Raw genomic sequence first — 13,298 nt, 5'->3', positions numbered from 1 at the left:
TTGGAACATTGAAAAAATATGGAAGTCAAACTCCCACTAAGTCGGTAATTTTAGATTATAAGAAATCGCTAGGGAATGAGGCAGTAGAGCTTTATAAAAAAACTGGTCGAAGTCCCTTTCCTTGGCAAGAAAAAATGGTAAATGATTTATTTGCCATGAATAATGAGGACCTTTGGACTCACTCAAAATTTGGTTACGCAGTACCAAGAAGAAATGGTAAAACTGAAGTGGTCTACATGGCTGAACTTTGGGGACTATTTCATGGACTAAATATTTTACACACAGCCCACAGGATTTCAACTTCACACTCATCTTTTGAGAAGATGAAAAAATACCTTGAAGACATGGGACTTGTAGATAAAGAAAACTTCTCGTCAATCAAGGCTAAAGGTCAAGAGAGAATTGAACTCACTGAATACGGTGGAGTTATACAATTCAGAACAAGGACATCTACTGGTGGTCTTGGGGAAGGATTTGATATGTTAGTCATAGACGAGGCTCAAGAGTACACAGACGATCAAGAGTCGGCACTTAAATATACAGTAACAGACTCTGACAATCCAATGACCATAATGTGTGGAACTCCACCAACAATGGTTTCTGGTGGAACAGTATTTACAAAATACCGTGAGTCCATCCTATCTGGTGGAAGAAAACACAATGGTTGGGCTGAATGGTCTGTAGAAGACATGAGTGATATCCATGATAAAGATCTTTGGTATCTCACAAATCCATCATTAGGATACAAACTTACAGAAAGAGCAATTGAAGAAGAAATAGGTCCAGATGAAACGGATTTTAACATCCAGAGGCTTGGTTTATGGTTAAGATACAATCAGAAATCTGCAATCTCTGAATATGAGTGGGAAGCTTTAAAAGTTAAGAAGTTACCTACTCTTAAAGGAAAACTTTATGCAGGAATAAAATTTGGCAAAGATGGAACTAACGTGGCTTTATCAATTGCAGTAAAGACACTTTCAAATAGAATTTTTGTTGAATCAATAGACTGTCAAAACATCAGAAATGGCGACTATTGGGTTATAGACTTTTTAAAGAATATTGATGTAGAAAGAATTGTTATTGATGGTGCTTCAAGACAAGAGATCTTATCAAAAGAATTAAAAGAAGAAGGACTTGGAAATGTAATCTTACCGACTGTAAAAGAAATAATAATTGCAAATTCGATGTGGGAAGAAGCGATTTATTCCAAAACTTTGTGCCACATGGACCAACCATCACTTACTCAAGTAGTTACCAATTGCGACAAAAGACCAATAGGAACAAGTGGTGGCTTTGGGTATAAAAGTCAGTTTGAAGACATGGACATAGTCCTTATGGATAGTGCTTTGTTGGCACACTGGATTTGCAAAGAAGGCAAAACACAAATAAAACAAAAAATAAGTTATTAATTAGCAACTCAATAGAGTTGCTTTTTTAATATAAAAATTACCAGACATGGGAAAATGGGAGGATATAATGACAGAATTTAAAGTAATAGAAACACAAGAACAGTTAGACAAAATAATTGCAGAAAGACTTAAGAGAGAAAGATCTAAGGTTGAAGATGAGTACAAAGAAAAAATAAATACTTATGAAACTCAAATTCAAGAACTTAAATCTGAAAATGCTGAAGCAAAGGCAAACCTTGAAAAAGCATCTGAAAAAGATTCAGAGATTGAAAAGTTACAAGGAAGAATTAAAGGATATGAAAAATCTGAACTGCAAAGAAAAATTGCACTAGAAAATAAAATTCCTTATAACCTAGCTGGCAGAATTCAAGGAGAAACTGAAGAAGAAATGCTTGAAGATGCAAAGAGTCTTTCAAAGTATTTTGAGAAGAAAGAAGTTGTGCCACCATTAAAAAATCCTGAAATAAATAAGGGACAAAGTGGAGCATATAAAGAACTACTTCAAGGTTTAAACCTTGAAAATAATTAAAAGGAGATAGAAAAATATGGCAGAAGTTTTATCAAAAGCAAATTTATTTAACGAACAACTAATTAATGACCTTATCAACAAGGTTAAAGGTAAATCATCTTTAGCAGCCTTATCAGGACAAGAAGCAATTCCATTTAATGGTACTGAACAATTTGTATTTTCAATGGATTCTGAAATTGATATTGTTGCTGAAAATGGAAAGAAATCTCATGGTGGAATTACCATTGACCCTGTAACAATCGTACCTTTAAAAGTTGAATATGGTGCAAGAGTATCTGATGAATTTATGCATGCATCAGATGAAGTGAAAATTGATATGTTAAAAGCATTTAACGAAGGATTCGCAAGAAAGCTTGCTAAAGGTCTTGACCTTATGGCTATCCACGGAATCAATCCTCGTTCAAAAGCTGCATCTGATATTATTGGAAACAACTGCTTTGAAAAGAAAGTTACTCAATCAGTAACTTACACTGAAGCAGATCCAGACACAAATGTTGAAGCAGCAGTAGGTATGGTTCAAGGTGCAGATGGAGAAGTAAATGGTCTTGCAATGGCACCAGCATTTGCAACTGCTCTTGCTAAATTAAAAGTAAATGGAGTAAAACAATTCCCAGAACTTGCTTGGGGTGCAAGTCCAGAATTTGTTAATGGTCTAAGAGCAGATGTTAACTCTACTATTGCCAATGGTGGAAAAAATAGAGCAATTGTTGGAGATTTTGCTAATGCTTTTAAATGGGGTTATGCAAAACAAATTCCACTAGAAATTATTCAATATGGGGATCCAGACGGAAGCGGTAAAGACCTTAAGAACTACAACCAAATCTACATCAGATGTGAAGCTTACCTTGGTTGGGGAATTCTTGCACCAGAATCCTTTGCAGTAGTTAAGGAAGCATGATTAAATGAGATACTTTAATAAAAAGACTGGGGCTATCCTAGATAGTCCCTCAAAAATTTATGGTGGTCAATGGATTGAGTATGAAAAAAAAGATGAAACCCAAGAAGTTTCTGATAAAAAAGTAGAAGTTAAAAAAGAAGTGAAGAAAGATTCATCTGAGTTGACAAAAGAAGAAATCATAAACGAACTTGAAGCACTTGGAATTGACTATGACAAGAAAGCAAAAAAAGAAGACTTAATTAAATTAATGATGGGTGAGTAACATGGCTTACACTACAGTTGATGATGTAAATAAGCTTTTTAGAAATCTTACGAATGAAGAATCTGAAAGAGCGGCTGAACTTATTCCAGTTATTGAATCATCTATAAGGCTTGAAGCAGATAATGTTGGTAAGAACTTGGAAGAACTTTTAAAAGATGAAAATTACAAGAATGTCTTTAAGTCAGTAGTTGTAGATGTAGTTGGAAGAACTCTAATGACATCTACGAACCAGGAGCCAATGACACAGTCTTCAGAATCTGCTTTAGGTTATTCTTGGTCTGGAACTTTTCTCGTACCAGGTGGTGGTCTTTTTATAAAGAGGTCTGAACTTGCAAGACTTGGACTAAGAAATCAAAGATATGGAGTGATTGATTTTTATGACGAGAATCAAGGGAATAACAATTACTTTAATAGATAGGGTGGAGATCGAAAGAGATCTTTTTGGTCATCCAGTCTATGAAGAAAAAGAAATCAAAGTCAACAATGTTTTAGTCGCTCCAGCAAGTTCAGATGACATTGTAAACTCTCTTGAGCTTGAGGGGAAAAAGGCTGTTTACATCCTTGGAATACCAAAGGGAGATAACCACAACTGGGAAAATAGAGAAGTAAAATTCTTTGGTCAAAGATTTAAAACCTTTGGTAAAGTCACACAAGGAATCGAAGACTTAATTCCTCTTGACTGGAATAAGAAAGTTCAGGTGGAAGTTTATGAGTAAATTTAAGTTTGAACTGAATCGTGCTGGAGTAAGGGGACTTCTTCAAAGTGGAGAAATGCAGAGCGTTGTAGAAGAAAAAGCCAGCGGTGTATTAAGTAGAGCTGGAGCTGGATTTTCTATGAACTCAAGAGTTGGTAAAACCAGAGTAAACGCTATGGTCTATCCAGAAACTAAAGAAGCTTATTACAGAAATCTACACGGAAATATATTATTGAAGGCTTTAAAATGATTGAAATAGTTATAAGAAACCACCTAGAAAAGACTTTAAAAGTTCCAGTGTATTTAGAAAAAGAAGATAACATGCCAGAATCTTATGTCATCTTTGAAAAGACTTCAGGGGGACAAAAGAATCAAATAAATTCTGCAAGCTTTGCTTTTCAGTCTTATGCAAAATCGATGTACGAGGCGGCAAAGTTAAATGAAGAATTAAAGGCAGCAGTCTTTAAATTGCAGTGGAGCGAAGAAGTTGGAGGAGTCAGACTAAACTCTGATTACAATTTTACGGATACAACAAGTAAAAAGTACAGATATCAAGCAGTATTTGATATCACATATTGAATTTAGAAAGGAAGATAAATATGGCAGAAACAAAAAATGTAAGTTTTGGTAAACCTAAGATTGGTGGAGCAATATATGTAGCAGAGGTTGGAACAACATTACCTACAGATGCAACAACAGAATTAGACAAAGCATTTAAATCACTTGGTTATGTTTCAGACGATGGTCTTACAAATGGAAATTCACCTGACTCTGACAAAATAAAAGCTTGGGGCGGAGATACAGTTCTAGTTGTATCTACTGAAAAACCAGATACTTTTGAATTTAAATTAATAGAATCAATAAATATTGATGTTTTAAAAACAGTTTATGGAAAAGACAATGTAACAGGTGACATTGAAACTGGAATCACAGTTAAGGCAAATGCTAAACAATTACCCGCATGCTCTTATGTAATTGACATGATTTTAAAAGGTAATATCTTAAAAAGAGTTGTAATTGCAAATGGAGAAATCTCTGAAATAGGGGACATTGAGTACACTGACGAAGATGCAATCGGATTTGAAATAACAGTTGATGCTTTACCTGATAAAGATGGTAACACTCATTATGAATACATTAAGAAGGGTGAGTAATGGAAACTAAAAAGACAAGTACAGGTTTTGTTTATAAGATAAATGAAAATGCTTTAAACAACTTTGAATTATTAGATCTATTTGCAGAGGTGGATGAAAATCCACTTCTTTTACCTAAGCTTTTAAATATGCTACTAGGTGAAGAAATGAAAAAGAAACTATATGATCACGTAAGATTAGAGGATGGGACAGTTCCGGTGGATAAAGTCTCTAATGAACTTATGGAAATAATCACTGGAAATGCAGAAATAAAAAACTAGTAGTCCTTGCTGGAATGTATAACTTAGATAAAGATGCCCTGCTTTGTGATCTAGCAGAAACTTATCATATTTATGATTTTAAAAGTCTACCTTTAAGTAAAACTGCAATACTTGCTAAAGGTTTACGAGAAAACTCCAGAATCAGAATGAAAATGTCACAAAGTAAGTTTAATGTAAAAGAATCTTTACTTGCAGGTATATTGGATAGGCTAACTTTGATTTTATACTCTAAAACAAAGGATGCAGAAAAAGGAAGGAACTATCCAAAACTATTACTTGATGAAGTAGATAATAAAGAAGATTTACAAGGTTTTATGTCTAGTGAGGACTTTGAAAAAATGAGAAAAAGAATTATTGAAGGGGGTGCGAATTAATGGCAACAGAATTGGGAAAAGCTTATGTGCAAATTATTCCATCTGCTAAAGGAATTAGTGGAAAAATAACCAGTGCTTTAAAAGGTGAATCACAATCTGCAGGAACAAGTTCAGGCGGAATTATAGGTGCAAACTTAGTTAGTAAATTAAAGGCAGTAGTAGCAGCAGCTGGAATTGGAAAAGCAATCGCTGCATCGGTCTCTGAAGGTGCAAAGTTAGAACAATCTCTGGGTGGAGTTGAAACACTATTTAAAGAAAACGCAGATTTAGTAGTAAAAAATGCTAGAGAAGCTTATAAGACCGCAGGTGTTTCTTCTAACGAGTACATGGAAGGAGTAACTTCTTTTGCCGCATCTCTTTTACAATCGACAGCAGGTAACACCAAAAAGGCCGCCGAAGTATCTGACATGGCTTATAGAGATATGTCAGATAACGCAAATAAAATGGGCACAAATATGCAAGATATACAAAATGCTTATCAAGGATTTGCTAAGCAAAACTACACAATGTTAGATAACCTAAAACTAGGTTATGGTGGAACTAAGTCAGAGATGCAAAGACTACTTGCAGATGCTCAAAAGCTAACTGGTGTTAAATACGATATAAATAATTTATCTGATGTTTACGAAGCTATTCACGCAATACAAGACAATTTACAAATAACCGGCACGACAGCACTTGAAGCAGCAACAACTGTCAGTGGATCTGCTAACCAAATGAAATCTGCTTTTAAAGATGCACTCGGAAGTATTGCAATTGGAGAAAATGTGCAACAATCCTTTGCTAACTTAGCTATGACAATTAAAACCTTTGTATTTGATAATTTGATTCCCATGATTATGGAAATTTTTAGAAATATTCCAGAAGGCCTTATGGCATTTACATCAACAATGGGACCAATGCTAATACAAGAGGGAACAAAACTTATACAAAATCTGGCACAAGGTATTACAACTGGTCTGCCAACTTTAATCACTAAAGCAGCTGAAATTATTACAAATTTAATTACTGGCTTTACACAAAACGCACCTAAACTTATTCAAAGTGGTGTAGAGCTAATTAAGAACTTGATGAAAGGCTTAATTGACAATATACCGCTTATAATAGAAAAAGCAGGAGAAATCATTCTAAAGTTAGTTGAGGCAATAATAACAGTTGCTCCTCAACTTGCAAGTGCGGGCATGGAACTTGCCACAAACTTGTCAGTTGGCTTATGGAATAAAATGCCAGAAATATTGGCTAAGATGGGAGAGTTTTTAGTAAATCTCGTAAAGCTTATAATTGAGAAAGCTCCAGAATTTCTTGCTAGGGGTAAGGAATTAATGGAGAAAATGAAAGAAGGTATAGAAAGTTTAAGAGAAGCAATCAAACAAGCAGTAGTTACAATAATTACTGCAATTATAGAATTTCTTGCAAGTAAAGCTGGTGATTTTTTAGCTAAAGGTAAAGAATTAATTGACAAAATTAAGGAAGGCTTTAATGCTAAAAAAGAAGCAGTAAAACAGGCAATAACAAATATAATCACAGCAGTAATAACATTTTTACAATCAAAAGCAGGGGAATTCTTAAATAAAGGTAAAGAACTTATTGGAAAATTAAAAGATGGATTTAATCAAAAGAAAGCGGATGTTGTCAATGCAGGCAAGGAAATTATTGAAGCAGCGAGAACAGCAATTGCAAGTTTTAAAAGTAAATTTGTTGAGGTTGGATCACATATCATCGAAGGAGTTGCCCAAGGAATAAGAAATGGAGTAGGGAAAATAACTTCAGCTGCAAAAGAAGCTGCAGGAAAAGCTCTAACAGCAGCTAAGAGTAGACTTGGCATTAACTCTCCATCAAAAGTTTTTGCAAATGAAGTTGGTAAATGGATCCCAGAAGGTATGGCAAAAGGTATTTCAGGCAATTTGAAAGTTGTAAAAAATGCAATGAACGACATGACCGAGTTAGGACAAAACGATTTAAATGATGAGTTAGACTACAAAATTAAAACAAATTCTTTCTTAAACTATGACAGTTTAAAAGCCAGCGAAGAAGAAATGAATAAAGATAAATGTATAAATTTGAACTTAAGTATTGGTGGTCAAAACTTTAAGGCATTTGTTGACAGAATAAGCCTTGAACAAGATAAAGACATTGAACTTAAGTTAGCATATTAAGGGGTGATAAAATGAGAGAACTAAGTCACTGTGCATTGACATTTGACGGGCATCTACTTGATGAAGAAATTGAATCCTTTATGACAGTGAACGTTGAAGGTCGTCAACTTTTATCACGCAAACTTGAAACTGTAAATGTCCCTGGTAGAGATGGAGATATTATAATTGGGGGGACTTATCCACCGAGAGAGGTCACAGTTCACTTCATGATTTCAGATTATCGCAACGCTTATTTTTTACAAAAGATTAGAAGATTAAATGAGATTTTGTACACAGATGAAGAAGTAAAATTTCGTTTTAACGATGAAGATGGTTATAGAATAGGAAGGCTATCAAATGTTAGTGACCCTGCCTATGATTCTAACTTAGGCTTTGGTAAGTTCACCATTCATTGTGCGGATCCTTTTATGTATGGTCACTTAAGAAAAACTAATGCTAAAATTGACGAGTTAAAGCTCAAAAAATATCCAGTAAAAATTGAAGGAATTAAAATCACTTCACCAGCAACAAATAAAATTGTTGTTACAAATAAAGATAAAGGCACAAAAATTATTTTAAATGGAAATTTTAAAGATAGAGATAAAGTTGTAATCACTAAAGATAAAATCACCGTCAATGGTCAAAATAGGATGTACTGGCTTGACTTTGTGAATGGTGATTACCAAAACTTTGAACTTTACAGTGAAGATGAAGTCATGGTTTCACCAAGTGCAAACTTTGAAATATCTTACAGAGAGAGGTCAATATAATGAAGGGGATTTACTTATTTGATAACAAACAAAAATTAATAAAATCAATTTCAACTGACCTTCTTAGAGAAAATACTCAAGTATTAGAACTTGGTGGTCAAATAACGGGGAGTGCAAGTTTCCCATATAAAGACTTTGACGAAGATGCTGAATACTTTGGAGTTAAAGAAGATAATAATTTCTGGTTTTATAAAATAAGAAAGAAAACAAAAGATAGTGGATACATCACAATTGATGGTATCCACATTTTTTTTGACGAGTTAAAGGGTGCAGTAGTAAGGGACATTAGAAATCAAAACACATCTGGTAATTTAGTTGTTGAAAAAATAATTTCTGGAACTGGTTGGGAATTAAAATCCAATATCACAGAAAGAATTGCATCTAAAAACTACTATTATGAATCTGCTCTTCCTGCTTTCTATGATGCGGTTAAGACTTGGAACTTTGAATTTGTCCCGGAAATACTTTTTAAAGACGGAAAAATTATATCTAAGAATATAAGTATTTATGATGAAATCTCCAAAGACTTTGGCAAGTGGTATGAGTATGGCGACAAACTAGTTAAAGTTGTAGCAGAATCTTCTACAGATGAACTTTATACAGCCTTTATTGGACGTGGAAAAGGAGTCCCAATTGAAGATGAAAATGGAAATTTAAGTGGTGGTTTTAGTCGTAAGATCAAGTTTGATGACCTTGTTTATAGAAATGAAAAAGACGGAGTCAAGGTTTATAAACCTAAAGGAAGTGACTTTATAGAAATCAAAGAAGCAACTAAACTTTATGGATATCCTGACGGTACTCCACGAATTGGAGTTGTTGACTTTGACGATATCGAAGATCCAAAACTTTTAGCAGATGCGACTTTTGAATATGCACTCAAAAACACTAGACCGAAATTGCAATTAAGAGCCAATGCACTTGAGACAGAAAACATTGAGCTTGGAGAAACTGTTGCAATAATAAGACCTGACATGAATATAAGATACAAAGTTAGGGTTTTTAAAATTCAAAAAGATTTTTTAAAAGACAAAGTTGTATCTTTTGAGTTTGGAGATAAAATCATAAGATCCGCAGGAGAAAGATTAAAATCTGAACTCTACGAAAAGCGAAGAAGAGAAGAAGAAATTGATTCTTATATTGATTCATTAAGGGACGAGATAAATTCAAGTTATTTTAATGATGCAGCTTATAATTATGATCTAAAAATCGGTAATAAATATAATTTACCTGCAGGTTATTACTCTTTTGATAGACCAATAGACCAAGACCCAACTAAAGTAATTTATATGGGTGCTGGGAAGATGCTCGTTGCAGATAAAAAGAATCCTGATGGCTCTTGGAAGTGGGGAACAATGGCAACTGGAGAAGGAGTTGTCGCAGAGTCAATTGTCGGTACTCTTGGAGAATTTGCCAAGGTCAACGCTTATCAAATAAATGTAAATGATGAATTTGCAGATACTGCTCTTGGTAAAAAAGTTGTAGTACAAGGTCAACTATACAACAATGTAAAAATTACAGGCACAAAGGGAGTGCAAGTCCTTGACAATCAAAACCGAGAACGAGTCCAACTTGGTAATTGGTCATCTGGTAGGTATGGATTAAAACTTACTGATGCAAGTGGGAATCGAACAATTCTTGATGACAATGGAATTTTGCAGTCATGGCAAGATGGAAGATGTGACAATGTAGACTCAAGTAACCCTTTAAAGTTGCATATTTATATTCCAAAAGAGACCCAAAGAATCTATAAGGCAGCATTAAGAATTTACACCGAGGGCTTTCGTGCTTACTCAAAAGCAACCGAATGGAAGGGAACCCAATCAACTTCAACAGATTCTGGTGGTGGAGATTATACATCAACAGATTCTGGTGGTGGAGATTATCCATCAACTGATTATGGTGGTGGGAAAGTTCAAACTTCGCATGGTGCTTCTCATGTAAGAGATACAATGGCAAGAGTAAATGTTCAGGGAAGTGCTAATGGCGGATATGTTGAAATCTATAAAGTTACTTATCACGAACATGAGGTTGATATACCCGAACATAGGCATGATGTAAGAATACCAAGCCACACCCATGACGTAAGAATCCCAAGCCATACTCATGGTGTAGATATACCAGGACATGGTCACGACATTGTTTTTGGCATTTACCAAGAATATGCAAGTAATGTTAGAACTGAAATATATATTAATGGAACTGACAGAACCGCAGCTATTTCTGGAAGTGGTTATGTCTATGGAAATAATGACGAAATGAATTTAACAGCTTATTTAAAAAATGGTTGGAATGAAATAGAAATAAAATCTAATGGAAGATGCCGTGTAGATGCAACTATATTTATCCAAGCGCTGCTTAATTATGGAGGTTATTAATGGAAAAACAAGAAATAAAAGTTACTGAATTAAAAGAAAATGGTGCAGTTATAGAAGAGACAATGATTTATGAAAAAAATATCGACCAATTAAAAAACGAAGTAAGAGATTTGGAATATAGGAAGAAAAGCCTATATGACCAAATGATAGCAATGAGAAAAATGTATAAAGGATATGAAGAAAAACAAAAAGCACTTAAAGATGTTATTGCAAAGCTAGAACCTAAAGCTGAAACACCAGGAACTGTAGATGATATTTTTGAAAATCTGTAAAAGGAGCAAATATGATTAACAATGAAATAATTAAATTAAAGTTTGACAACTCTTTCAACGGTCGACTCTTTGCAGTACAGGGCGACACAGGAAGAGTTTTTAATTTACAAGTATTTGATGATTTTAGTAAGCCAGTAGATGTTACTGGAATGAAATTAAGAATGTATGTAGCCAATTCGAAAGAGGTTTCTTATTCTGAAGGGGAAATTGTTGAAGCTGCTGAGGGCAAAATTAAAGTCCAAGTTTATAATTCTCAACTTAAATATCCTGGTAAGCAAAAAGCACAATTTATAATCACAGACAAAGACGGACAAAAGATAGGATCTAAAATATTTGACTTATGGATAGAGGAAGGACTTGAAGCAGGTCCAACAGTGGGCAGAAATATTTATGTAGACTTTGAAAAAATAAATGAAGCTTTGGAATTAATAAAAGATTACGACAAAACCCTTGAAGAAGCTAAAGAAGTTGATGCATCTCTAAAAGTTGGAATCAACGAGGGAATCGAAGCAAGAAATAATTTAGCTGACTGTAAGAAAAAAGCCTTGGAAATTAAAGGACAACTTGATAATTCAAAAACAGATGCTAATAAAACTTTAGAAAATTTAAAGACAACAAAGACAGAATCTGAAACATTAAAGAGTAACTTAACATCTGAAAATCAAAAAGCTACAGAAAATATTAAAGATCTTACAAATAAAATTGATACAGGTAAGACTGCAAGTAACGAATTAAATACAAGTATAGAAGATGCTAAAGCTAATAAAACTAATTTAGACAAGTCAAATACAACAGCTTTAAGTACAAAAAAGTCTTTAGAAGATGTAACAACTACTGCAAATACAACCAAAGAAAATCTAAGTAATTTAAAGAGTCAAGGAGATACTTTATCTGGAGATTTAACGACAAAAATTACTGATGGCAATAAGCTGAAGTCAAATCTTGATACAAGTATAAGCAATGCTGCTACTGCTAAAAGTAATTTAGATACAAGTGTAGAAACTGCAACAAGCACAAATACTACTTTAAAGGCAACGGACACTAAAGCAAAAAAAACTGAAGCGCTAATAAAAGATTTAATGAATCAGTTAAATCTTACAAAAGATGAAGTTAGTAAAATTATAGCTGCAGGAGATTTGTCAAAGTATGTGACGGATCCAAAATTACAAGAAGTCTTGGAGTCTTATGCCACTAAGGAAGATTTGTCTAGTATAGATGTCACTGGTCAATTAGTTGACTATGCAAAAAAGACACAAATACCAACTAAATTATCACAATTAACTAATGACAAAACATATAAAACTGAATCAGAAATCCAAGCTATGATAAATAATTCTGTAAAATTAAAAAAAGAAGTCGTTACGTCTTTGCCATCTACAGGAAAAGATGATGTTATTTATCTTTTAAAAAATAAAGCTGATACTAATAATTATTACACTGAATATATGTGGATTAGTGGAAAATGGGAAATTATTGGAGATACTAAAGTTGATTTAAGTGAATATTTAAAAACTGTAAATCTTAGTAGTACTAAATTAAGAACTAATAAATCTAACACAAATGTTTTTACAGATAGAAGTACAAGCGATCATCAATTAGATATTATTCTTGGAGACTTAGAACTTAGAACAGAAGAAAATAAGAAGAATATTGAATCTAGGGCGAAATCAACTGACATAAAAATTAAACTTTCAGAAATGAAAGAAGATTCAACCCATAGAACTGTGTCTGATTCTGAAAAACAAAGTTGGAATAAAAAGTTTGAGTTGCCCGATGGAAAAGAAAACCAAGTATTAACCAAAACTGCCGAGGGGGCAGAATTTAAAGAAATTTCATCTTCAAGGTCTGCAACTTTTGTAATAGCAAATTATGATTCATCTGAAAATTCAAAAGCTGGAGCTGATTATGTAATTCAAGAAAATGACTGTGCTGCTGAAATAATTAATAATTTTATTGCAAAACTTCCTGAATATGGTGGAAAAATTCAATTAACTGAAGGTAATTTTAATATAAAGAAAAACTTAGCTATTAGTTTTACTAAAAATAATGTGATTATTGAAGGATATGGAAATTCAACTAATATTATTGATAAATTAACTAAAGGCGAGAGAAATCAACCTATAGTTAATATTTCAAAAGGAATTACAAATTGTAGATTAGCAGAT

The 13,298-nt window shown here is 33.5% G+C and carries 16 protein-coding genes; all 16 read left to right on the top strand.

Features of this window, described 5'->3' with window-relative positions; all coding sequences use genetic code 11:
* Positions 1 to 8 precede the first annotated feature (8 nt).
* Complete coding sequence (locus RH95_RS07995; protein ID WP_010247780.1) at positions 9 to 1,409, top strand: DEAD/DEAH box helicase family protein; 1,401 nt, start codon at positions 9 to 11, stop codon at positions 1,407 to 1,409.
* Between the two features lie 67 nt (positions 1,410 to 1,476).
* Positions 1,477 to 1,938 carry a capsid assembly scaffolding protein Gp46 family protein gene (locus RH95_RS07990; RefSeq protein WP_010247777.1) on the top strand — a complete coding sequence of 154 codons (462 nt, stop codon included), beginning with the start codon at positions 1,477 to 1,479 and terminating at the stop codon, positions 1,936 to 1,938.
* A 16-nt stretch (positions 1,939 to 1,954) separates the two neighbouring features.
* Positions 1,955 to 2,836: a phage major capsid family protein gene (locus RH95_RS07985; protein ID WP_010247775.1), complete on the top strand. Its 882-nt coding sequence runs from the start codon at positions 1,955 to 1,957 to the stop codon at positions 2,834 to 2,836.
* Between the two features lie 4 nt (positions 2,837 to 2,840).
* Complete coding sequence (locus RH95_RS07980) at positions 2,841 to 3,098, top strand: hypothetical protein (RefSeq protein WP_010247772.1); 258 nt, start codon at positions 2,841 to 2,843, stop codon at positions 3,096 to 3,098.
* A gap of 1 nt (position 3,099) precedes the next feature.
* A complete protein-coding gene (locus tag RH95_RS07975) occupies positions 3,100 to 3,516 on the top strand; it encodes a phage Gp19/Gp15/Gp42 family protein (RefSeq protein WP_010247770.1) in 417 nt (138 codons plus the stop codon).
* Positions 3,476 to 3,814 (top strand): hypothetical protein, encoded by a 339-nt coding sequence (locus RH95_RS07970; protein WP_010247766.1) that lies wholly within the window; start codon positions 3,476 to 3,478, stop codon positions 3,812 to 3,814. Before RH95_RS07975 ends, RH95_RS07970 begins: the two co-directional genes overlap by 41 nt.
* Positions 3,807 to 4,043, top strand: coding sequence for a hypothetical protein (locus RH95_RS07965; protein ID WP_010247763.1), 237 nt, complete (start codon positions 3,807 to 3,809; stop codon positions 4,041 to 4,043). Before RH95_RS07970 ends, RH95_RS07965 begins: the two co-directional genes overlap by 8 nt.
* The gene (locus RH95_RS07960) at positions 4,040 to 4,372 is read left to right on the top strand and encodes a hypothetical protein (RefSeq protein ID WP_010247761.1); all 333 of its coding nucleotides are present in this window, start codon (positions 4,040 to 4,042) and stop codon (positions 4,370 to 4,372) included. The genes RH95_RS07965 and RH95_RS07960 overlap by 4 nt, the downstream gene beginning before the upstream one ends.
* 20 nt (positions 4,373 to 4,392) lie before the next feature.
* Positions 4,393 to 4,947, top strand: a complete 555-nt coding sequence (locus RH95_RS07955) for a phage tail tube protein (protein WP_010247758.1) — start codon at positions 4,393 to 4,395, stop codon at positions 4,945 to 4,947.
* Entirely contained in the window at positions 4,947 to 5,207 is a 261-nt protein-coding gene (locus tag RH95_RS07950; RefSeq protein ID WP_010247754.1) for a hypothetical protein, read from the top strand. Before RH95_RS07955 ends, RH95_RS07950 begins: the two co-directional genes overlap by 1 nt.
* A gap of 14 nt (positions 5,208 to 5,221) precedes the next feature.
* Positions 5,222 to 5,581, top strand: coding sequence for a DUF5361 domain-containing protein (locus RH95_RS07945; protein ID WP_010247749.1), 360 nt, complete (start codon positions 5,222 to 5,224; stop codon positions 5,579 to 5,581).
* Positions 5,581 to 7,737: a phage tail protein gene (locus tag RH95_RS07940; protein WP_010247746.1), complete on the top strand. Its 2,157-nt coding sequence runs from the start codon at positions 5,581 to 5,583 to the stop codon at positions 7,735 to 7,737. Before RH95_RS07945 ends, RH95_RS07940 begins: the two co-directional genes overlap by 1 nt.
* A gap of 11 nt (positions 7,738 to 7,748) precedes the next feature.
* Entirely contained in the window at positions 7,749 to 8,486 is a 738-nt protein-coding gene (locus RH95_RS07935) for a distal tail protein Dit (RefSeq protein ID WP_010247743.1), read from the top strand.
* Entirely contained in the window at positions 8,486 to 10,861 is a 2,376-nt protein-coding gene (locus RH95_RS07930) for a phage tail spike protein (RefSeq protein WP_010247741.1), read from the top strand. Before RH95_RS07935 ends, RH95_RS07930 begins: the two co-directional genes overlap by 1 nt.
* Positions 10,861 to 11,133: a hypothetical protein gene (locus RH95_RS07925; protein ID WP_010247737.1), complete on the top strand. Its 273-nt coding sequence runs from the start codon at positions 10,861 to 10,863 to the stop codon at positions 11,131 to 11,133. The genes RH95_RS07930 and RH95_RS07925 overlap by 1 nt, the downstream gene beginning before the upstream one ends.
* A gap of 11 nt (positions 11,134 to 11,144) precedes the next feature.
* Positions 11,145 to 13,298: BppU family phage baseplate upper protein (locus tag RH95_RS07920; protein WP_010247734.1), on the top strand; the 2,154-nt coding region annotated here is incomplete at its 3' end.

Origin of the sequence: Peptoniphilus rhinitidis 1-13, from assembly GCF_000246925.1 — a bacterium.
GTDB classification, from domain to species: Bacteria; Bacillota; Clostridia; order Tissierellales; family Peptoniphilaceae; genus Peptoniphilus_A; species Peptoniphilus_A lacydonensis.
Note: the sequence above shows the minus strand (reverse complement) of the source record. Positions and strands in the feature narration are given on the sequence as shown.

Bases quoted from the DNA above. Each gene is read 5' to 3' on its own strand.
- RH95_RS07945 (WP_010247749.1), top strand. From the start codon at position 5,222: ATGTATAACTTAGATAAAGATGCCCTGCTTTGTGATCTAGCAGAAACT.
- RH95_RS07935 (WP_010247743.1), top strand. From the start codon at position 7,749: ATGAGAGAACTAAGTCACTGTGCATTGACATTTGACGGGCATCTACTT.
- RH95_RS07950 (WP_010247754.1), top strand. From the start codon at position 4,947: ATGGAAACTAAAAAGACAAGTACAGGTTTTGTTTATAAGATAAATGAA.
- RH95_RS07960 (WP_010247761.1), top strand. From the start codon at position 4,040: ATGATTGAAATAGTTATAAGAAACCACCTAGAAAAGACTTTAAAAGTT.
- RH95_RS07940 (WP_010247746.1), top strand. From the start codon at position 5,581: ATGGCAACAGAATTGGGAAAAGCTTATGTGCAAATTATTCCATCTGCT.
- RH95_RS07925 (WP_010247737.1), top strand. From the start codon at position 10,861: ATGGAAAAACAAGAAATAAAAGTTACTGAATTAAAAGAAAATGGTGCA.
- RH95_RS07970 (WP_010247766.1), top strand. From the start codon at position 3,476: ATGACGAGAATCAAGGGAATAACAATTACTTTAATAGATAGGGTGGAG.
- RH95_RS07975 (WP_010247770.1), top strand. From the start codon at position 3,100: ATGGCTTACACTACAGTTGATGATGTAAATAAGCTTTTTAGAAATCTT.
- RH95_RS07980 (WP_010247772.1), top strand. From the start codon at position 2,841: ATGAGATACTTTAATAAAAAGACTGGGGCTATCCTAGATAGTCCCTCA.
- RH95_RS07965 (WP_010247763.1), top strand. From the start codon at position 3,807: ATGAGTAAATTTAAGTTTGAACTGAATCGTGCTGGAGTAAGGGGACTT.
- RH95_RS07955 (WP_010247758.1), top strand. From the start codon at position 4,393: ATGGCAGAAACAAAAAATGTAAGTTTTGGTAAACCTAAGATTGGTGGA.
- RH95_RS07990 (WP_010247777.1), top strand. From the start codon at position 1,477: ATGACAGAATTTAAAGTAATAGAAACACAAGAACAGTTAGACAAAATA.
- RH95_RS07930 (WP_010247741.1), top strand. From the start codon at position 8,486: ATGAAGGGGATTTACTTATTTGATAACAAACAAAAATTAATAAAATCA.
- RH95_RS07985 (WP_010247775.1), top strand. From the start codon at position 1,955: ATGGCAGAAGTTTTATCAAAAGCAAATTTATTTAACGAACAACTAATT.